Here is a 19,203-nt window from a genome sequence, read left to right as displayed (position 1 = left end):
TGCCAGCCCGCTCAGAGATGTGTATAAGAGACAGGTCCGGTGCTGACTGTTCACCGCGACAACCACCGGACGACGGCCACCGTCGGACATGTAAACCTACAAAAGCATCCAGCCCAATGTGTCAGTATGGACTCCGATAAGAACGTCGGCGGTCGCGACCGCCTGATCCGAGCGGTGCTGGCAGTCGTCCTGACAATCGTCTCCCTGCGCTGGCTCCGCAGCGGGAAACGCAAGCGCGGCCTCCTCGCCGGTATCGGTGCGCTCGGCCTGGGATTCAACGCCTCGACGGGCTACTGCGGATTCAACGACACGCTCGATATCGACACGACGGCCAGTGAAGACGACGACGTGTTCGCGCCGGATATGGACGACGAGTCGGCAGCCGACGAGTCGACGGACGTGAGCGTCGACTTTACGTCCGTTGACGACACCGAAACCACGAACGGCCACGCCACCGGCGAGCTGACCTGTGCCGTCTGCGAGGACCCTATCGTTCCCGGTGAGCGCCGTGGGCCGAACGATGAAGGCGCTATCGTCCACGAAACCTGCGAGTAACGCGCCCCCTAACCGCTCAGCGGCCCGAGTCTGGTTCTTTTTATAATCACCGTCCCAGTCATTCACGTATGCAGACCCACATCGTCCCGGTCGGGTTCGACTACGACCGGCTCATCGCGCCGCTGGTGCGCGAGCAACTCGACGTTGACCGCGTCATCCTGCTTGAGGGGGCGGTCGGCAGCGAGGCTAACGTCGAGTACTCGCGCAACCTCGCCGAGAAGCTCGAAAAGGACTACCAGAACTTGCTCGGGGCCGAAACCGAGCGGTTCGTCGTCGCCGACGTGTACGACTACGACGAGGCCTTCGAGCAGGCCTTCGAACTCATCAACGCCGAACTCGACGCGGGTAGCGAGGTGTGGGTCAACGTCTCTGCGATGCCCCGGACTGTCTCCTTTGCCTTTGCGACCGCAGCCCACTCGATCATGGTCGAACGCGAGGGCGACCGGGACCGTATCCACACTTACTACACGGTCCCCGAGAAGTATCTGGAGACGGAACTCGCTGAGGAACTGCGCAAGCAGATCGATATGCTGGAGGACATGCGCACGGGCGAGGATGTCGACGAACGTGTCGACGACCGACTCGAAACCGCACGGGACCTGCTTGCGGAGTTCGACGAGCGCGGGACGACCATCGGCGCGAAGGAGATCGACGGCTCCCACGTGGTCGAGCTGCCGGTCGCCTCCTTCTCGAACGTCAAGCCCTTCGAGGAGGTCATCCTCTTCACCCTCGGCGAACACGGTGAGTTCGAGTCCGTCTCCGAACTCGCCCAGCAGCTCGCCCGGGACATGGGTGAGGAGTACACCGACTCCTTCCGCTCGAAGGTCATCTACAACGTCGACCGGCTCGGCCCCGGCGGGAAGGGATACATCGAGCAGGAGGAACACGGGAAATCCTACCGGACGACGCTCTCGCGGATCGGACAGCTATGGGTCCGCGCTCACTCCGCCGAGGACCGCGAGCACCGCGAGTCCGACCTGCCGTAAAGAGCGGCGGTATCTTGAGCCCGCTGCAACGCCAGCGAAAACCGAAGTCATTAATTCTGCCGTTGGCGGAGTATTGTACAGATGGTGCGTCGACTCTCCCGAACGCTGGTTCTCGCGCCCGTCGGTGTAGGGGCCCCCACGCCCCACACCACTCCCACCCATCGACGCACGCACCGCCGATAACTACGCCGCAGTCCGCTGCTAGCCGGGTGTCACACCCACAGTTTGAATATGAGCGATACACAGGACCCACCGCAGGACGAATCGACCGCAGACGAATCGGAGAACGCCCTCGACGGGGAGTACGACCCCCGCGAGGTAGAGCCGGAGTGGCAGGACCAGTGGGTCGCCGACGAGACCTACGCCTACGACGAGGACGCTGATACCCGCTTCACCATCGACACGCCGCCGCCGACGGTGTCGGGGAACCTCCACATGGGCCACCTCTATCAGTTCACGCTACAGGACTTCGTCGCCCGCTTCCACCGGATGCGCGACGACACCGTTTACTTCCCCTTCGGCTACGACGACAACGGCATCGCCTCGGAACGGCTCACCGAGCGCGAACTCGACATCCGACACCAGGATTACCCGCGTCGAGAGTTCCAGGAGAAGTGCCGCGACGTGTGTACACAGTTTGAGGACGAGTTCACCCAGGACGTTCAGTCCCTGGCCATCTCTATCGACTGGGACAACACCTACAAGACCATCGCACCGGACGTTCAGCGGGTCTCCCAGCTATCCTTCCTCGACCTCTACGAGCAGGGCCGGGAGTACCGTCAGCGCGCGCCGACCATCTGGTGTCCGGACTGCGAGACCGCGATTTCGCAGGTCGAACAGGAGGACAAGGACAAGCACACGAAGTTCAACGACATCGCCTTCGACCTCGTCGAGACGGGCGAGGGCCCGGCCGACGGGGACGCGACGTTTACGATTTCGACGACGCGACCGGAACTGCTGCCGGCGTGTGTCGCCGTCTTCGTCCACCCAGATGACGACGCGAACCAGCACCTCGTCGGCGGCAGCGCGCGGGTGCCCATCTTCGAGCAGGAGGTCCCCATCATCGCAGACGAGCGCGTCGACATGGAGACCGGCAGCGGCATCGTGATGTGCTGTACGTTCGGCGACCAGAACGACATCGAGTGGTATCAGGCCCACGACCTGCCGCTGCGGCTGGCCATCGACGAGTCGGCAACGATGACCGACCTCGCCGGCGACTACGAAGGAATGCACACCACCGAGGCCCGCGAGGCCATCATCGAGGACCTACGCGAGGAGGGGTCGCTGCTTGAGAGCCGCGACCACGACCACACCGTGCAGGTCCACGAGCGCTGTGAGGAGGAGGTGGAGTACCTCGTCACCGAGCAGTGGTACATCGAACTGCTCGACAAGAAAGAGGAGTACATCGAAGCCGGCCGCCAGATGGAGTGGTACCCCGAGAAGATGGCGACCCGCTACGAGCACTGGATCGAAGGGCTCGAATGGGACTGGTGTATCTCCCGCCAGCGCGATTCGGGCATCCCGATTCCGGTGTGGTACTGCGATGACTGCGGCGAGCCCGTGATGGCCGAGCGCGAGCAGCTCCCGGTCGACCCGCTGTCGGACGACCCGCCGGTCGATGCCTGTCCCCACTGCGGCCACGACTCGCTGACGCCCGAGGAGGACGTCTTCGACACGTGGGCGACCTCGTCGCTGACGCCGCTCGTGAACGCCGGCTGGGACTGGGACGCGGATAGCGAGTCGTTCACGATGGAACTGCCGGAGCTGTACCCCTTCGACCTGCGCCCGCAGGGCCACGACATCATCTCCTTCTGGCTGTTCCACACTGTCGTCAAGTGCTACGAGCACACCGGCGAGGTGCCATTCGAGAACGTGATGATCAACGGGATGGTGCTGGACGAGAATCGCGAGGCGATGTCCAAGTCAAAGGGCAACGTCATCCCGCCCAGCGAGGTCTTAGAGAACTTCCCGGTCGACGCCACGCGCTACTGGGCTGCCGGCACCTCAATCGGCGACGACTTCCCGTACAAGGAAGGCGACTTAGAAGCCGGCGAGCGGCTCCTCCAGAAGCTCTGGAACGCCTCCCGGCTGGTCGACCAGCTCACGCCCGCGAGTCAGCCCGACGAACCCGAGGACCTGGCGGCAGTCGACGAGTGGCTGCTGGCCGAACTGGACGCGACCGTCGAGTCAGTCACCACGAAGTTCGAGGACTACGAGTTCTCGAAGGCCCGGAACGAACTCCGCTCCTTTTTCTGGAACACGTTCTGTGACGACTACCTCGAAATCGCCAAGCAGCGGCTTTCGGACGGGGAAGCTGCGTCGACCGAGTTCACGCTCCTGCAGGCCCACCGGACCTTCCTGCAACTGTTCGCACCGTTCCTCCCACACATTACGGAGGAGCTGTGGGAGCGGTGCTATGAGGAAGATAGCTCGATCCACACGACGGATTGGCCGACCGCGGGCGGCTACGATGCCGACCTCGAAGCGGGCGAGACGGCGATGGAAGTCGTCTCCGCGCTCCGGCGGTACAAGACCGAGAACGGGCTACCGCTGAACGCCGACCTCGACCACGTCGAGGTATTCGGCCACATCGCCGGCTTCGAGGACGCCGTCGCCGAGGCGATGCACGTGGCTCAACTGGACACCTACGACGAGGCCCCGGACATCACGACCGAGGTCAGCGGCATCGACCTCGACTACTCCATCGTCGGCCCCGAGTTCGGCAGCGAGGTCGGCGCTATCGACGCCGCTATCGAGGACGGCGACTACGAGATCGACGGCGACATGCTGCGGGTCGCGGGCGTCGAACTCGACGACGAGATGTTCACCGTCGAGGAGTCCCGGACCTACTCCGGCGAGGGCGAGATGATCGAAACCGAGAGCGCCGTCGTCGTCGTTCGGTAAGCCCGACGCGTTTTACAGGTATTTCAGCGGCTACTGGGCCGCACATCGCCGCGACCAGTAGCATCAAGACCTGCGGTCCGGTCATTGGAACCATGCGAACAGAGGAGACAATCCGGGACCGAATTGAGGCGCTGCAGGACGAGTACGACAGGCACGACCCACCGTCGACCGAGATGGAGGACGAGGCGGAGGTCGCTATCCTCCGTGCCATCGAAGAACTGGAGTGGGTCCTCGACGAGCGCGAGGCCGAGGACGGGTTCACGACCTGAGCGCAGAGGCAGTACAGGCACGGAGACAGCGTCGGTCAGGCCTGCCGTTTTACTTTCTCTACGCGCGTCGCCAGTGCGAGAAACGTCGCCGTGAGCGTCAACACGACCGCCCAGCCCGCCGCGAGGTCGTGGGCCAGCACCGAGTGGTCGAACTGGCCGGCGGCGACAATCGGCTCGGCGCGCAGCCAGGTGTGGTGTGGGCCATCGAGAACCGGGACGAAGTAGTCCACGATGTCGTTGAAGCCGTACCAGGCGACGGCGACAGCGACCGATGCGACGGAGAAGCTCGCGTACCGGTGGATGAGCAACGCCTCCAGCGCCATCGCCAGGTGGCTCAGGACCAGAAACCAGTAGAGCCACAGCGGGACCCCGCCGGGGCCGTTGAGAACGAGCTGGACGTACGGCGTCCAGAGGCCGAGCTTGATGCAGCCGAAGAAGCCGAGCATGTGGAGCCACTGGACATCCCAGTCGAGCCGCCAAGCCACCAGCGAGAGCCCGATGAACATCGTCGCGACGGGCGAATCCGGAATCAGGGGGTAGGCGGCCAGCGGAGCCGCGCCCAGTTGCCCCTCCACGAGCGGCGGTGCTGTGTTCAGCGGCCGGCCGGCGTAGTACCAGAACCCGAACAGCGTCCCGACCAGATTGACGAGTGCGATGGGCCAGGCGAGTCGGAGCCCGACGTTCTCCAGCCACGCCGGTAACGGTGCGACATACTGCGGAAGTCCTTCGGCGTCGGGGAGCCGCCGACTGAACACCCGCGCGACAGCCGCGTCGATGCGCCCGCCGACACCCTCGTCCGGAGCCATGTCGATGCAGTGGGGGGACGCGATGAAAACGGTAGTGGTCGATGGCGTCTGTCGGAAGGACACGCGTTAAGTAAATCCAGACCGAACTCGGAGTAATGACCGACGAAACTGATCTGGAGGATCTCCGTCGCGGGACTGACCTCGTCAAGCGCGGCTTCGCGAAGATGCAGAAGGGCGGCGTCATCATGGACGTCGTCAACCGTGAGCAAGCCCGAATTGCCGAAGACGCTGGCGCGGTCGCCGTGATGCACCTGGAGTCGGTCCCGGCCGACATCCGCAAGCGCGGCGGCGTCGCCCGGATGGCCGACCCCGGCAAGCTCGAAGAGATCATCGAGGAAGTGTCGATCCCGGTGATGGGCAAGGCCCGTATCGGCCACACCGCTGAGGCCCAGATTCTGGAAGCGGCTGGCGCGGATATGGTCGACGAGTCGGAAGTGCTCACCCAGGCCGACGACCGCTACCACATCGACAAGCGCGAGTTCACCGCGCCGTTCGTCTGCGGGGCGCGAAACCTTGCCGAAGCGCTGCGCCGCATCGACGAGGGCGCGGCGATGATTCGCACAAAGGGCGAGGCAGGCACTGGTGACGTAAACCAGGCTGTCACGCACCAGCGGAACATCCAGCGCTCCATCGGGATGCTCGAAGGGATGGCCCACGAGGAGCGCGATGAGTGGGCCCGCGAACACGGCGCACCCCGACAGATCGTCCACGAGACGGCGGATCGCGGCCGACTGCCAGTCGTCAACTTCGCGGCCGGCGGCATCGCGACGCCCGCCGACGCCGCACTGATGATGCAACACGGCTGTGACGGCATCTTCGTCGGCTCGGGCATCTTCGGGGCGGAGAACCCCCAGGCAATGGGCGAGTCCATCGTCGCGGCGGTCAACAACTACGACGACCCCGAACAGCTCAAGGAGATCGCGAAGAACCCCGGCAAGGGGATGAAAGGCCAGGCGAACGCGGACCTGGACGAAGAAGAGCAGTTGCAGGGCCGCGGCGTCTAACGGGGACCGCGACTAGTCGTCTTTTCTTTCGGTATCAGACACTGTACAGACCGCCGCACAAAGACGAAGACACAAGTTCCTACGGCGGCGATAGGTGGCTGTGCAGGGGACGGCAACGCCCACGCCAGCGGCCAACGACACCGGTGAAGGCCTTCTGGAACTCTTTACCGTGTTACAGCGGTCGCTGGACCAGTTGGTCGCGGCGCAGGGGCGACTCATCGCGACACTCATCCTCCTGATCGTCCTCCTTCTCAGTGTCATCGTCGTTCCAGCAGCTCTCTCCCGGCTTCGGTCTGCCACATCGGATCGAACCGGCGACTGGCTGCAGGTCATGGCCGACTACACGCCGACGACCATCCGGGGCGTGTTTCTCCGGATCGCCCAGTTCTCGATGGTCGTTCTCGTCGTCATTTCGTTTCTCATCGTCTGGGGCATTCTCGATATCGTTCAGACGGTCGAGCCGTACCTCGGCGGGAGCGACCAGTCGGTACTGGCGACCATACAGACAATCGTTCTCGTCATGTTGGCCTTTGTCCTGTCCGACCAGATGCAGCGGTGGATCGGCCGGTTCAGCCAAGCTGTTACCGGCTTCACTGAACACCAGGAGGAGATTCTCCTCCGACTGGGGCAGGTCACCGTCTTCATTACCATCGGTGCGACAGTCTTCGCCGTCTGGGGTATCGATCTCAGTGGCTTGCTCGTCGGGGCTGGGTTCCTCGGTATCGTTGTCGGTCTGGCCGCCAGACAGACGCTCGGCTCGCTCATTGCCGGCTTCGTGCTGATGTTTTCCCGCCCGTTCACCATCGGCGACTGGGTACTCATCGGCGAGGAGGAGGGCATCGTCACGGATATTACGATCTTCAACACGCGGCTGGAGAACTTCGATGGCGAGTTCGTCATCATCCCGAACGACCGCGTGAGCGACCGTGCGGTGACGAACCGCAGCCGGAAAGGGTTGTTGCGCCTTACAGTCGACATCGGCGTGGACTACGACACCGACGTTGACCGGGCGATGGACCTCGCTCGTGAGGCGATGGCTGACATTGAGCACGTCGTCGATTCGCCGACGCCGGACGTCGTTCCGAAGGACTTCGGGGACTCTGCCGTGGTGATGGAACTCCGGTTTTGGATCGATCATCCGACGCCACCGCGAAAGTGGCGCGCCATCTCGGCAGTCGTTCGGGGTGTGAAAGCCACCTTCGACGAGGAAGACATCTCCATCCCGTTCCCACAGCGGACCATCTCGAACCGCGTGGACGCGGCGGACGAGAAGGCGCTGGAAGGCAGCATGGAGATGCGTCCGGACGGCGATGGGTGACTACAGGTCGAGACCGTCGAGAAGGAGCCCCAGTCCGAGAATCCAGCATCCCAGTGCGGTCCCGAGCGTGCTGACGTAGAACAGCCAGGACAGTCCCCGCGCTGTTGTCAGCGGCCCGCTCAGCGCGGCGGCCGCGGCTTCGGTCGCGGCCGGGAGCGACCCGGCAGTAAGGGCCAACCCGACGAACGCGCCGACGGCGACCGGCAGCGCTACCGCGATCAGCGCCAGACCGACACGTTCGGCCAGCGCGGCGATTGCAGCCGGGTCGAGCGGGCCGTGATAAGTCGGGACTGGCCGTCGCTGTGCCATGCCACTCCATAACACGTTCGACTAACATAAAAGTGCGTTCCTCATCGAAGACCGTGATATGTGTTCGGAGTACGCAGACAATCCGGGAAACCAACAGAAAAGCTGCTTCAAGCGCTAACATAGTGGTTCGCTGCTTGGTCTTTGCGGTAGGGACGCCGCGGCGGAGCGACCGCCGGTCGAAACTACTATCCCCAACGGCACGAACGGACTGGTATGAGCACTCCGCCGGGGGAGTATTACACCGAAGAACGCTGGCAGAACTGGCTAGACCGTATCGAGGAAGAAGACGTCGACCCTGAAGACGAGGATTCGGCGCGGCTCCTGTTGAACCTCCAGGACGACGCCGCGATTGCGGTCGCGAAGATTCTCACCGACTACGAGGACGGACCGCTCGATGAGGAGGCGACACTCGACGAGCTTACTGGCGTCCGGGAGATCGTTCTCGACGACATCGACATCGATGACGAGGAGACCGTGATGCTGATCGACGGCGTCCAGACCTCACTGCTGTGCGTGTTCTACGCGGCCGAGGAGTTCGTCGCAGAAGGTGCTGCGAACGACGCGACTATCACGGACTACATCGAGGCCGCCGCGGACGCGGAAGCGGAAGAAGACCTCGACGCGGCGCTCGGCTACTGTGTACAGGCCGGCACCCAGATCATCGGCGGGTCGGAGCTCCCGATGGAGGTCGCTGAAGACCTCGAATACGGACTCGTCTCCGAGTGGGTCAACGGACTCGACAGTCTCCAGACCGCGATGAGCGACCCGGAAGTCGTCGAAGAAGACGAGAGTTGATAATTCGGCAGTCAGGTTTTTACCGCCGTCTCCGCAACTCATCGCCATGACTTTCACGGGCGATGAGCGCGCGCAGTCAGTACAGGTCGGAGCTGTACTGCTGTTTGGCGTGCTTATCATCGCCTTCTCCTCGTACCAGGCGTTTGCCGTGCCGGAACAAAACCGGGAGGTGGAGTTCAACCACAATCAGCAGGTACAGACGCAGCTACAGGACCTGCGGAACGCCATCGTCTCCGTTCCGGGACAGCCGAGCCGGCAAGCCGTCTCGGTCCAGCTGGGGACGCGATACCCGAGTCGGCTGGTGGCGACGAATCCCGGGCCGCCGTCAGGGTTGCTATACACAGATGGGACCAACAACGAATCGCAAAACCTCACGGTTCGCAACGCCGAGGCGCGCAACCCCGAGACAGCGGATTACTGGAACGGAACCGCACCGAGGTACTACAACACGGGAGCTATCGCTTACAAACCGGAGTACAACGTCTACGGCGGAGCCCCGGAGACTGTGTACGAGCACTCGGTCGTCTACAACCGGTTCCGCGAGGGCAACATCACGCTCTCGGAACAGGCAATGGTCGATGGACGCGACATCACGCTCGTCGCACTCAACGGGTCACTGAGCCGCTCGGCAAGCGACTCAGCCACAGTCGACGTAGAGCCAAAATCCCAGTCGTCCCGGACGGTCCGCGTCACAAATCCGACGGCGACATCGAACGTGTCGGTCTCGTTTCTCTCACGGCTTCCGGCGTCGGAATGGAGCGTGCTGCTTGAAGACCAAATCGACCCGAATCCGGGTAACGAAAGCAATGAGAAGTACGTCGCGAATGTCACCGGAGCAGAGGGACCCGGCTCGCTCTACAACGTCACTATCGTCTTCGAGCGAGGACCGACATATCGCCTGAAGATGGCAAAAGCGGGCGTCGGATCAGGTAGTACCGATGAGAGCGAGGCATACCTCACGACTGTCAGCGATGCTGATGTCACGGTCAAGCAGGGCGACAGTGAGGAAATCACCCTAGAGGTCCGAGACGCGTACAACAACCCCGTTAGTGGCGTCACGGTCAACGGCTCGGACACAGGAGCGGTGGACCCTAGTAAGGCAACAACCGGAAACGATGGTCAAGTGACGTTTGAGTATCAAGCTGACTCAGTCGGCACTAACCAAGTGAACTTTAGCCTACAACCCTTGGGCACACCTTTCGATGGCGAGACACCGGAGAATGTAAGCGTCAGTATAGAGGTGACTGCTGGATCCGAGACCGGCGGAAACAACGGCAATAGTGAGCGGATCGGGCTGGCGTACAACAACGACGCACTGGCACTGGATAACGACGATGATGATAATATTCCCGGTGGCCTCGAATACACTTTCACGAATACACATAACCAGCGTGTCGCGATCACAAATGTTGGTCTGACGAGTCAGAGTACGGACGCCGACCGACTCTCTGATAAGCTCGGTGGTAATTACCTTCCGAGCCGTGTCGAATTATACATTGAGGGTAACCTCAACAATGGATACACCGACATCAACGGTGGCACCAATCTCCCGACCACGATTGCTCTTGAAACCGGACCCCCACAGGTATCCGGACAATCCGACGCGATAGTGTATTTATATGAATTCCGACCGGGACTCAACGATGCAACTAATATGAGCGGTAAAAGCGTCACAAAGACAATTACATACACATTCCCGGACGGTGAGACCCGAGCCACAGCGTTCACACTGACTGGTGACTATAGTGAGTCTGATCCAGATATTAGACCTCCGATAGTCGACTTCGGAATGGTAAAACACAATAGCAACGGGAACAGCAACGACGACATTCAATTCAACTTCCGTGTCGCAGATAAATCCGGAATTGATAGAGTAAATGTGACTGTAACGGACAAAAATGATAAAGAGCTGAATTCGGTGACTAAAAATCCATCCAGCGGCTCACTGGTCGAGGGCTCGTTGGACCTGACAAAGAACAACGCAGTTAACAACAATAATAATCAGGTCAGCGTGACGATCACGCTGATCGATAATACTGGGAATACGCACATCTGCGAAGGAACAATTGCGACTTCCGACACAGACCTGATAGACGAGAGAGGGCTGCGCTGTCGCACGCCCTGAGAAACAGTTCAGGGAGGTATCACCGCGTTGTTCAACAGAGATTCACGGTAATGTAGACGACGCCGTCAGCGGTCGCCGCGCCGACGCCGATGTGGTTCGCGTTCGCCATATACAACGTGTCACGGGGACCGGAGAGGTCGAACCAGTGGTCAGCGACGGTATCGGCGACACGGGTCGCGTTCGCGCCGTTCGGGTCGACACTCGTGACCAGTTCGAGGTCAGTCACGGGTCGGATATACGCGTTCCCTTCGTGGCGGAGGCGACACTGCTCGGACAGTCCGGCGGCCGCGTACCGGTCTGTCGTGTCTGACCCGTTCGCAATCGGGGAGGCTGACCCCTGTGCAGCCATTCGTTCGCTGTGGTTACCGGCCATTGCTGATAGCTTCTGACCGGTTTTGGTCTCATCCGAGAGGGACCCATCAAAAGCGTCGTCGGCAACCGGATTACCGCGCCGGCCGTTGATTGCCGCTACAAGCCGGTCTTCGAGGCGGGCCGTATCGATATCTGTCCCCGAATTAGCTGGTGTGGTCTGTGCTGCATCCGGCGTCGCGGTGGGTTCTGCGGACTGCGTCACTCCAGCCGTAGTCTCCCCGCTACTCGGCATCGCCGGTGCTGCACTTTCTGCACTGGGCGTCGCTGCTGGTGATGGTTCCGTGGACTCCGTCGGCGCTGATTGGGTCGCGTCTGCGCCAAGCGTCCCCTCGACCGCTACTCCTGCGAGTCCCGAGACACTGAGTGCCGCCAGAACTACCAAACCGAGTGTGATGACCGATCTGTTCATATGAAGCGTTCCTGTCCCGTTCCGGGAAATGATAGCTGGAGTATAGTTTTCACGGAACTGGCTCGAACGGCGTAGATTCGGCTCTCTCTCCACAAATATGTTTGGACAGTGTTGGCGCTCCGATTACCAGCGGCGAAAACCCGCCCGTAAACATCTTTACTGTGGATGAGTGTCCTGAGGTATGGGTGACCTGTCGCGGCGCGGCTTCGGGGCCTCGGTACTCGCCGCGCTCTCCGCCGGCTGTCTCGGGAATCGACCTGCACAGGAATCCGAGACGACACCAGTCCCGGACCCGACAGCGTCACAGCGGACTGCTACAACTGACCGCATCAGTACTACCTCGACGCCAGCGGCAGATAGCGCTGCTGCTCCGGCGGACACTTCAACAGCACAGCGCACCGAGGCGTCGCGAACGAACAATACTACGGAGACGTCGGCACGGCTTCAGGTCGAGACCGAGACACCGACGCCGACACCCGAGCCGAACCACCGGTCAGTCGATACGACATTCCGCCTGGAAGAAAACGAGTACGAAGACTACACAATCGAAGCAACCGGCCAGACAACGCTGCGCTACGACCTCATCGTGCGGCGTGGCCCGGCCGTGGACGTCATTCTGTTCACCGAGGAAGAGTACCGAGCGTTCCAGAGCCGCTACCGGGCCCGGCACGCTGGTGAGGTGTCGCGGTTCCACAAGACGAACATCCGCGACAACCGGATTACCATCTCGCCAGGAACGTATCGGCTCGTAGTCAACAACACCGACTGGTCGCGTGCCGTTCCGTCACCGGATGAGCCATACGACGTTCTCGAAGGCGAATGTATGGTCGATTTCTCTTTTAGTACGGAGCCGGCGACCAGCGAATAACTGTCTTACAGAGAGTTCGCGGCCCATCGGCGCAATACTAGTCAGCCGTCGAAAGGCCAGTCGACAAGCCCATATACATCCACGCTGACGCTAGACCCATGACTGCAGTCGGTATCGATGCCATGGAGATCTGGACCGGGAAGCTCAAACTCGACCTCGCGGAGACGTTCGCGCCGGCCCAGGGGGACGACCCCGGTAAGTACACGAAGGGGCTCGGCCTGCGCGCGTCGTCGTTCCCGGACGTGTACGAGGATATTGTCACGATGGGGGCGAACGCGGCCCATCGCCTGATGGAGCGCAAGGGGCTGACGCCCGAGGACATCGGCCGTATCGACGTGGCGACCGAGAGCGCCTTCGACAACTCAAAGCCCGTTTCGACGTACATCGCGGGCTGTCTCGAACAGGTGTACGACGAGAACTTCCACCACGCCAACAAGGGCGAGCGGAAGTTCGCCTGTATCTCCGGGACACAGAGCCTCGACGACGCCTACAACTGGATCCGCGCCGGCCGGAACCGCGGTCGGGCCGCACTCGTCATCGCGACGGACACCGCGCTGTACGCCCGCGACGACCCCGGCGAGGCCACGCAGGGGGCCGGCGCGGTGGCGATGCTCGTCGACGAAGACCCGAATCTGGTCGAACTCTCGACCGAGCAGGGGTACGGCAGCGCCGACGAAACTGACTTCCTCAAGCCCAATCAGCAGTTCCCGTCCGTCGACGGCAAGCGCTCGGTGAACGTCTACCTCGCTCGCATGCGCGAGGCGCTGGAGGACTTCGCCGAGGTGGCTGGCGACATCCACCCGGGAGACTATGAGATGATCCCCTTCCACACGCCGTTCCCGGGGATGGTCCGGAAGGCCGCGGCGCTGGGCTACCGACACATTATCCGCGGCACCGACGTGGGCGACCTGATGGCCGAAGAAATCGGCCGCCAGCCTATGCGTTCGGACTTCGAGACCGACGATGAGTTCCACGCGGCCATCAAAGAGTACACGGACGCACTCACCGAAACCGAGCGCTATCAGGACTGGTACGCCAACAGCATCGAGCCAACGCTCGAAATCTCCCGGGAGGTCGGGAACTGGTACACCGGTTCCGTCCACATCGCCCGCGCCGCGGGCCTGAAACACGCCCGCGAGAACGGACTGGATCTGGACGAGGCCCGATTGTTAGTTGCCTCCTACGGGTCCGGCGCACAGGCAGAAGTCCACGCCGAAACCGTTGTCCCCGGCTGGGAAGAAGAGATCGGTGCGCTCGATATCGACGAACAGGTCCGGAACCGCTACGACCTCTCCTTCGCCGAGTACGAACAGGTCCACGACGTCCACAATCACGAAACTGAAACCGATGTCGAGGAGTTCACCGCCCCCGAAAACGAGTTCGCTTTCGATGGCTGGGGGCGAATGGGTGAGCGGAAGTATCGGTACGTGGAGTAAGCGAGGTTCTCGCTCGCGTTGCTCGCTCCGAACCTCGAATCGGAGCGGCGACCGTAGGGAGCCGTGGAGAATAGCGGAACACCACCGGAGAGTAGCAAAAGGCGCTTTGTCAGTCGTCGTGAATACGAGGAACCCCGTTCGTGCCGTAAACAGTATTTATCACCTAATTACCGGGTATCGTTGTTGAGGCGGCTGATAATGTCGCTGAGAGATACAGAGAGAGTCCCACCGCTGTCGTAGTATTGAAGTGCAAGCATTGTACCGACGAACGAGGCAGCAACAACGGATCCGAAGCCGGCGAGCGCCCAGACGAGGAGGGAGCTAAATTGCACCATGTGTAGACATGACACCTCGGTATCAAAGTAGTACTCATTGAAAACTTGCCGGCCCTACGAAGCAGTTGTGTCACCCGGTCTGGTGAACAAGGCATTCGAATTCACCACAACAGCCGTTTTCCGGGGCGCCTGTCGAGTGGCTCGGAACGGTACAGACAGAACCGGCGAACTCAGGGAAGCTCTCGCAGGCCGCCCAGCAAGTCCTCGAGATCGGTGTCGGTGATCGCCAGCGAGAAGTCGTCGATGCGAGCGAGATCCTGTGCATGCTCCCAGACGGCCTCGTCGTCAAGCCCGTGGAGGATGACGGCGTTCGGCGTCGGCGAGACGACCCGGAGCGCCACAAGCGGGGATTCGCCGCGGGTCACGTTCGTGAACACGAGCGCGCGGTTCGTCGACTGACCGTATAGCTGGTAAAACTCGTCCGAGGAGAGGCGCGTGATGGCGGCGATTGAGTTGATAACGGTGTGGCCTGCAACAGTGTCCTGACTACCCCGGAACAGTTCTTCGGCGTCGATAGCGTCGTAGACGCGCTCGACACCGACGTTGGCGGAGTACTCCCGGAGGTCGTGAACCACGTCGCTGTCGAACCCCGCCGAGAGCACGCGGGCGTGCTGGCGGATGTGGTCACCGCCGCGGTTCTCGTCGATATCGAGCAGTGCGACGACGAGTCGCCTGACCACGCCGATACCGGGGTTGTCACGCCGCCCGCTCTCATAGTCCGAGACCACGGACGGGGAGACGTCGAGTTCGTCGGCGAGTTCCGTCTGTGCGACATCGAAGTCAGTGCGCCACTTCCGCAGGGTCGCCCCTGGGTCGTCGCTCAGTGCCACCTCACCCGCCATTTTTTCCGCGAGATCGTCGCGTGCGCCCCCTGCCATTAGTTCACACGCTGGAGGGTCGCGAATAAAAGGGTATCGGAACCACGGGCGCTTACCGGCGGGCAGTCAGTTCGACCGCAGCGAGGACGCCGTTCGAGGGAGTGTGAACGACGCGCACTTCGATGGTATCGCCCGGGTTGACGGTACCACCGCCGGCGTTCAACTGGAAAGTGATGGTCCGGCCCGCCGACCACTGCTGGCCCCCATTGGCAATGACGCCGCCGACACAGTAGTCGTAGATGACGTTGTCGGGGTCGTCGATATTGCTCGCTGACAGCGCCGTCCCGGAAACCGGCAGGTCGACGATGCGGGCGTCGGTGTCTGGCAGTGTAACAGCGATTGCCAGTTCGTCGGCCGGGACCGGATCGCCGCCAGCGTGTCGAATCGCTACTGTGTTCCCGCCGCATCCCCCCGATGGGCCAGTCACGAAATCGCCTGTCGAGCGGGCGACGGTGGGTGTCCGCTGGTTCAGGTCGCCGCTCGCGAGCACAAACCCACCGACTGTCGCGGCCAGAAGGACAGTAATCGAGAGCATGAGGACCACGCCGATGACGGGACTGACGCCGCGACGGTCTCGGCTGAGGCTGGAGGAATACACGGCTGGATCGTACTGTCCTCCTTTTCGGTCAAAAGTCTCAGGAGTGGATGCCCGCTATGAGTCCCCGAACGCGGTCGCGATTACGGCCCCGACAGTCCCGAAGATCGCCGGATAAACAATACCAGCGAGGACGATGGCCGTCAGCAGCGTCGGCGCGCCCTGTCCGGAATCGCCGGCGCTGACAGTAAACAGCACCGCCCCGAGTGCCGCAAGCGGGAGGTAGCCCAGAACGACAGCAGGACCGACACGGACCGCACGGCTGCTGTCAGTTGTCCCGTCGATACGAGCCGTTGCAATCCCTGCGGCTGTCAGCACTGCCGGCGGCAGGAGGTACAGAATCGGTGACAGTGATTCGTTTTCGGCGATGAAGTTGACCGCCGATGTCCCGCCGAGGAAGGGGATATTGACGGTGATCGTCGTCGTCACGAACTGCGCGTTGAAAAACACCCAGCCGACGATTTTCCAGGCCGCCCGGTCGTCGCCGAACGACTCGGCGATATTCGTCAGTAGAGCGTCCTGAACTGTGGAAATACTCAGGGCGTAGACGAGGACGTACGTCAGCACGAACGCCGCCGCTCCGGCGAGGGCACCGACGGCGTAGCTCCGACGGGCTGAGTCACTCATGACGGTTAGTCCGCGACCAGTGACAGGGATGTGTCTTCTGGCCGTGACGGGACCGGATTGGCTCCGCAATCCCTAAACGCCGGTCGCGCCAACAACGATCCAATGGATTGGACGGAGAAGTACCGCCCGACAACACTGTCGGAGGTGCGGGGCAACGACAAGGCCCGCGACGCACTCAAAAAGTGGGCGGAGACGTGGGACGACCACCGCGAGGCGGTCATCCTCTATGGCTCCCCGGGCATCGGGAAGACCTCGGCCGCCCACGCGCTGGCAAACGACATGGGGTGGCCGACCATCGAACTCAACGCCAGCGATTCCCGGACCAAGGACGTTATCAATCGGGTGGCCGGCGAAGCCGCCAAGTCCGGCACGCTGACCGCTGGCGGTGGCGGCCGCCGACTCGTCATCATGGACGAGGCGGACAACATCCACGGCAACGCCGACCGCGGGGGCGCACGAGCGATCACGGCCCTCGTGAAGGAGGCCAGCCAGCCGATGATTCTCATCGCCAACGAGTACTACGAGATGTCAAACGGCCTGCGGAACAACTGCCAGGACATCGAGTTTCGGGATGTCTCGCCCCGTTCTATCGTTCCTGTCCTGCGTGACCTCTGCCGTCAGGAGGGCGTCGAGTACGAGTCCGACGCGCTGCAGGAACTCGCCGAGCAAAACAGCGGTGACCTGCGGGGCGCGGTCAAGGACCTCCAGGCCATTGCCGAGACGACGGAGCGGCTGACCGACGACGACGTGGTGACCGGCGAGCGCGATACGACCGAGGGCATCTTCGAGTACCTCGACGTGGTACTCAAGGAGGCCGGCGCGCAGGAAGCCCTTGAGGCCAGCTACGACGTCGACGAGACGCCTGATGACCTCATCAACTGGATCGAGGACAACATGCCCAAGGACTACCAGGGGGCCGAACTGGTCCGTGCCTACGAGTTCCTCTCGAACGCCGACCAGTGGCTCGGCCGCGTGCGCGAGACGCAGAACTACTCCTTCTGGCGGTATGCCGGCGACAACATGACCGCCGGCGTCGCCGCAGCGCGGGACGGGACAAAGGGCGGCTGGACCCGCTACGGCCCGCCGAGCTACTGGTCGAAGCTCGGTCGGTCGAAAGGGACCAGGAACACGCGGGACTACGTCGCCCAGCAGATCGCCGCTATCGACGGCGTCTCGATGCGGACCGCCCGCCGGGAGATCATGCCGTTCCTTGCGACGATGACTCACCACTGCCGGAACCGCGAGCTGACGGTTGCGATGGCGGCGACCTACGATATGGAGGCTGAGCACGTTTCCTTCGTCACCGGGTCGGGCAAGGACACGAACAAGGTGCAGGACATCGTCGCCGACGCAGAGGCACTCAAGGAGGAAGCCGCCGTCGAACACTCCGGCGGGGTTTTCGAGGGTGCGAGTGCGGACGGCGGTGACGGAGAAAGCGATACAGATGGCGATGCTTCGGATACCGAAGCCGGCGAGGAGAGCGGCGACCAACAGATAACGCTCGCAGCGGACGATGGTGCAGCATCTGACGCCGCCGGTGACGACACCACTACCGACGGCGAGACGGAGTCAGCGAGCGAGACAGACGAAGACGACGATCAGCAGTCCGGCCTTTCTGACTTCATGTAGTCATCGACTGGTCGTGCCGAGGCCCGGAATCGCGACCCTGTCTTCGACGTATTCCATCAGCAGCGATGCCGAGAGGACCAGCGCCAGGTACAGTAGGCCGGCGAGGACGAACAGCTCCGTGTACCGGTAGGTTTCGCTGGCGATAGCGTCGGTCCGCTCGAACAGTTCACGGACGGTGATGAAACTCGCAAGCGACGAGTACTTGATGAGGTACACCAGTTCGTTCGACCAGCCCGGAATGGCGTAGCGAAGGCCCTGCGGCAGGACGACGTGGCGGATCCCATCGACCTTCGAGAGGCCGATGGCACGCGCGGCGGTGAGTTGCCCCTCCGGGACGGAGTTCAGCGCCGAGCGGATGTACTCCGACTGGTAGGCGGCGCTGTTGAGCATGAACGCGATAACGGCCACCCAGAACGCCTGCGCGGGGATGAATCCGGTCCCGACCGCAGGCAGTTCACGGATGATCGTTGTCAGCGGCGTCGCGAAGTAGAGAACGAACAACTGGGCGAGTAGCGGCGTCCCGCGGAACAGTTCGGTGTACCCCAGCGCGACCGAACGGGTGAGCGTCCCGCCGTACACCCGAGCCACACTGAGTGGGACAGCGATGACGAACCCCAGCGCGATGCCGAGCACCGTCAGCAGTATCGTGGCCCACACGCCGGTCGCCAGTTGCGGCAAGTAGGGGATCGACGCGGCCAGAAACTCGAAGAAGCCAGCGACCCAGCCGACAGGGAACCCGACCGGGCCGAGGCTCGCCGCGAGGCCGCCGAGCGTTGACGCGGCCGCCTCGAACGGGGCAGTCGGGAAGAACGACGTGTTGCGGTCGATGAGCGCGCCGTCCAGCAGGAAGTCGTTCGTCCAGCGGACGACGAGCCACGTCCAGAAGCCGGCGACGGTCAGCAGCGTCAGCGGCTGGTCGGTCAGCCCGGCAGCACGGGCACGAAGCGTTCGCCCGGCGGTCGTAGACTCCTGGGTACCCATCG

19 protein-coding genes are annotated in these 19,203 nt (G+C 62.4%); 11 read left to right on the top strand and 8 right to left on the bottom strand.

The genetic code is table 11. From position 1 onward, the window contains the following. Positions 1-126: 126 nt before the first annotated feature. The 4 genes from C444_RS05240 to C444_RS22200 all read left to right on the top strand — a co-directional run bounded on the left by C444_RS05240 (position 127) and on the right by C444_RS22200 (position 4,714). Positions 127-555 carry a YgaP family membrane protein gene (locus C444_RS05240; RefSeq protein WP_004591439.1) on the top strand — a complete coding sequence of 143 codons (429 nt, stop codon included), beginning with the start codon at positions 127-129 and terminating at the stop codon, positions 553-555. Between the two features lie 68 nt (positions 556-623). Then, complete coding sequence (locus C444_RS05235) at positions 624-1,541, top strand: HFX_2341 family transcriptional regulator (RefSeq protein ID WP_004591438.1); 918 nt, start codon at positions 624-626, stop codon at positions 1,539-1,541. 231 nt (positions 1,542-1,772) lie between these two features. Beyond that, a complete protein-coding gene (locus C444_RS05230) occupies positions 1,773-4,445 on the top strand; it encodes a valine--tRNA ligase (RefSeq protein ID WP_004591437.1) in 2,673 nt (890 codons plus the stop codon). A 92-nt stretch (positions 4,446-4,537) separates the two neighbouring features. Next, positions 4,538-4,714, top strand: coding sequence for a hypothetical protein (locus C444_RS22200; RefSeq protein WP_004591436.1), 177 nt, complete (start codon positions 4,538-4,540; stop codon positions 4,712-4,714). Positions 4,715-4,749: 35 nt separating this feature from the next. On the opposite strand, the gene C444_RS05225 is transcribed toward C444_RS22200, so the two are convergent. Then, positions 4,750-5,520, bottom strand: coding sequence for a DUF1405 domain-containing protein (locus C444_RS05225; protein ID WP_049909142.1), 771 nt, complete (start codon positions 5,518-5,520; stop codon positions 4,750-4,752). Between the two features lie 95 nt (positions 5,521-5,615). On the opposite strand from C444_RS05225, the gene pdxS reads away from it, so the two are divergent. Then, positions 5,616-6,524, top strand: a complete 909-nt coding sequence (gene pdxS / locus C444_RS05220) for a pyridoxal 5'-phosphate synthase lyase subunit PdxS (protein ID WP_004591434.1) — start codon at positions 5,616-5,618, stop codon at positions 6,522-6,524. 94 nt (positions 6,525-6,618) lie between these two features. After that, positions 6,619-7,842, top strand: coding sequence for a mechanosensitive ion channel family protein (locus tag C444_RS05215; protein WP_049909141.1), 1,224 nt, complete (start codon positions 6,619-6,621; stop codon positions 7,840-7,842). On the opposite strand, the gene C444_RS22620 is transcribed toward C444_RS05215, so the two are convergent. Further along, positions 7,843-8,151 (bottom strand): hypothetical protein, encoded by a 309-nt coding sequence (locus C444_RS22620; RefSeq protein ID WP_004591432.1) that lies wholly within the window; start codon positions 8,149-8,151, stop codon positions 7,843-7,845. 213 nt (positions 8,152-8,364) lie between these two features. Between C444_RS22620 and C444_RS05205 the strand changes: the two genes are divergently transcribed. Further along, positions 8,365-8,946: a DUF2150 family protein gene (locus tag C444_RS05205; RefSeq protein WP_004591431.1), complete on the top strand. Its 582-nt coding sequence runs from the start codon at positions 8,365-8,367 to the stop codon at positions 8,944-8,946. 46 nt (positions 8,947-8,992) lie between these two features. After that, positions 8,993-11,071 carry an Ig-like domain-containing protein gene (locus C444_RS05200; RefSeq protein WP_004591430.1) on the top strand — a complete coding sequence of 693 codons (2,079 nt, stop codon included), beginning with the start codon at positions 8,993-8,995 and terminating at the stop codon, positions 11,069-11,071. 31 nt (positions 11,072-11,102) lie between these two features. On the opposite strand, the gene C444_RS05195 is transcribed toward C444_RS05200, so the two are convergent. After that, positions 11,103-11,852, bottom strand: coding sequence for a spore germination YkwD domain-containing protein (locus C444_RS05195; protein WP_004591429.1), 750 nt, complete (start codon positions 11,850-11,852; stop codon positions 11,103-11,105). 181 nt (positions 11,853-12,033) lie between these two features. On the opposite strand from C444_RS05195, the gene C444_RS05190 reads away from it, so the two are divergent. Then, a complete protein-coding gene (locus C444_RS05190) occupies positions 12,034-12,720 on the top strand; it encodes a hypothetical protein (protein WP_004591428.1) in 687 nt (228 codons plus the stop codon). 98 nt (positions 12,721-12,818) lie between these two features. Continuing rightward, positions 12,819-14,156, top strand: coding sequence for a hydroxymethylglutaryl-CoA synthase (gene hmgB, locus C444_RS05185; protein ID WP_004591427.1), 1,338 nt, complete (start codon positions 12,819-12,821; stop codon positions 14,154-14,156). A gap of 167 nt (positions 14,157-14,323) precedes the next feature. Here the strand turns inward: hmgB and C444_RS21980 are convergent, their stop codons facing one another. The 4 genes from C444_RS21980 to C444_RS05165 all read right to left on the bottom strand — a co-directional run bounded on the left by C444_RS21980 (position 14,324) and on the right by C444_RS05165 (position 16,591). Continuing rightward, positions 14,324-14,491, bottom strand: coding sequence for a hypothetical protein (locus C444_RS21980; protein WP_161607591.1), 168 nt, complete (start codon positions 14,489-14,491; stop codon positions 14,324-14,326). Between the two features lie 170 nt (positions 14,492-14,661). Next, positions 14,662-15,369, bottom strand: coding sequence for a helix-turn-helix domain-containing protein (locus C444_RS05175; RefSeq protein ID WP_004591426.1), 708 nt, complete (start codon positions 15,367-15,369; stop codon positions 14,662-14,664). 52 nt (positions 15,370-15,421) lie between these two features. Continuing rightward, on the bottom strand, positions 15,422-15,967 hold the full coding sequence (locus C444_RS05170; RefSeq protein WP_004591425.1) for a type IV pilin: 546 nt from the start codon (positions 15,965-15,967) through the stop codon (positions 15,422-15,424). Between the two features lie 54 nt (positions 15,968-16,021). Then, positions 16,022-16,591, bottom strand: coding sequence for a hypothetical protein (locus C444_RS05165; protein WP_004591424.1), 570 nt, complete (start codon positions 16,589-16,591; stop codon positions 16,022-16,024). Positions 16,592-16,693: 102 nt separating this feature from the next. On the opposite strand from C444_RS05165, the gene C444_RS05160 reads away from it, so the two are divergent. After that, the gene (locus C444_RS05160; RefSeq protein WP_004591423.1) at positions 16,694-18,220 is read left to right on the top strand and encodes a replication factor C large subunit; all 1,527 of its coding nucleotides are present in this window, start codon (positions 16,694-16,696) and stop codon (positions 18,218-18,220) included. On the opposite strand, the gene C444_RS05155 is transcribed toward C444_RS05160, so the two are convergent. Next, positions 18,221-19,201 carry an amino acid ABC transporter permease gene (locus C444_RS05155; RefSeq protein ID WP_004591422.1) on the bottom strand — a complete coding sequence of 327 codons (981 nt, stop codon included), beginning with the start codon at positions 19,199-19,201 and terminating at the stop codon, positions 18,221-18,223. Positions 19,202-19,203 lie beyond the last annotated feature (2 nt).

The sequence above is a fragment of the Haloarcula japonica DSM 6131 genome, from assembly GCF_000336635.1.
Classification (GTDB): Archaea; Halobacteriota; Halobacteria; order Halobacteriales; family Haloarculaceae; genus Haloarcula; species Haloarcula japonica.
This window is presented reverse-complemented; position numbering and strand designations above follow the sequence as displayed.

Bases quoted from the DNA above. Each gene is read 5' to 3' on its own strand.
- C444_RS05240 (WP_004591439.1), top strand. From the start codon at position 127: ATGGACTCCGATAAGAACGTCGGCGGTCGCGACCGCCTGATCCGAGCG.
- C444_RS05235 (WP_004591438.1), top strand. From the start codon at position 624: ATGCAGACCCACATCGTCCCGGTCGGGTTCGACTACGACCGGCTCATC.
- C444_RS05230 (WP_004591437.1), top strand. From the start codon at position 1,773: ATGAGCGATACACAGGACCCACCGCAGGACGAATCGACCGCAGACGAA.
- C444_RS22200 (WP_004591436.1), top strand. From the start codon at position 4,538: ATGCGAACAGAGGAGACAATCCGGGACCGAATTGAGGCGCTGCAGGAC.
- C444_RS05225 (WP_049909142.1), bottom strand. From the start codon at position 5,520: ATGGCTCCGGACGAGGGTGTCGGCGGGCGCATCGACGCGGCTGTCGCG.
- pdxS (WP_004591434.1), top strand. From the start codon at position 5,616: ATGACCGACGAAACTGATCTGGAGGATCTCCGTCGCGGGACTGACCTC.
- C444_RS22620 (WP_004591432.1), bottom strand. From the start codon at position 8,151: ATGGCACAGCGACGGCCAGTCCCGACTTATCACGGCCCGCTCGACCCG.
- C444_RS05205 (WP_004591431.1), top strand. From the start codon at position 8,365: ATGAGCACTCCGCCGGGGGAGTATTACACCGAAGAACGCTGGCAGAAC.
- C444_RS05200 (WP_004591430.1), top strand. From the start codon at position 8,993: ATGACTTTCACGGGCGATGAGCGCGCGCAGTCAGTACAGGTCGGAGCT.
- C444_RS05195 (WP_004591429.1), bottom strand. From the start codon at position 11,852: ATGAACAGATCGGTCATCACACTCGGTTTGGTAGTTCTGGCGGCACTC.
- C444_RS05190 (WP_004591428.1), top strand. From the start codon at position 12,034: ATGGGTGACCTGTCGCGGCGCGGCTTCGGGGCCTCGGTACTCGCCGCG.
- hmgB (WP_004591427.1), top strand. From the start codon at position 12,819: ATGACTGCAGTCGGTATCGATGCCATGGAGATCTGGACCGGGAAGCTC.
- C444_RS21980 (WP_161607591.1), bottom strand. From the start codon at position 14,491: ATGGTGCAATTTAGCTCCCTCCTCGTCTGGGCGCTCGCCGGCTTCGGA.
- C444_RS05175 (WP_004591426.1), bottom strand. From the start codon at position 15,369: ATGGCAGGGGGCGCACGCGACGATCTCGCGGAAAAAATGGCGGGTGAG.
- C444_RS05165 (WP_004591424.1), bottom strand. From the start codon at position 16,591: ATGAGTGACTCAGCCCGTCGGAGCTACGCCGTCGGTGCCCTCGCCGGA.
- C444_RS05160 (WP_004591423.1), top strand. From the start codon at position 16,694: ATGGATTGGACGGAGAAGTACCGCCCGACAACACTGTCGGAGGTGCGG.
- C444_RS05155 (WP_004591422.1), bottom strand. From the start codon at position 19,201: ATGGGTACCCAGGAGTCTACGACCGCCGGGCGAACGCTTCGTGCCCGT.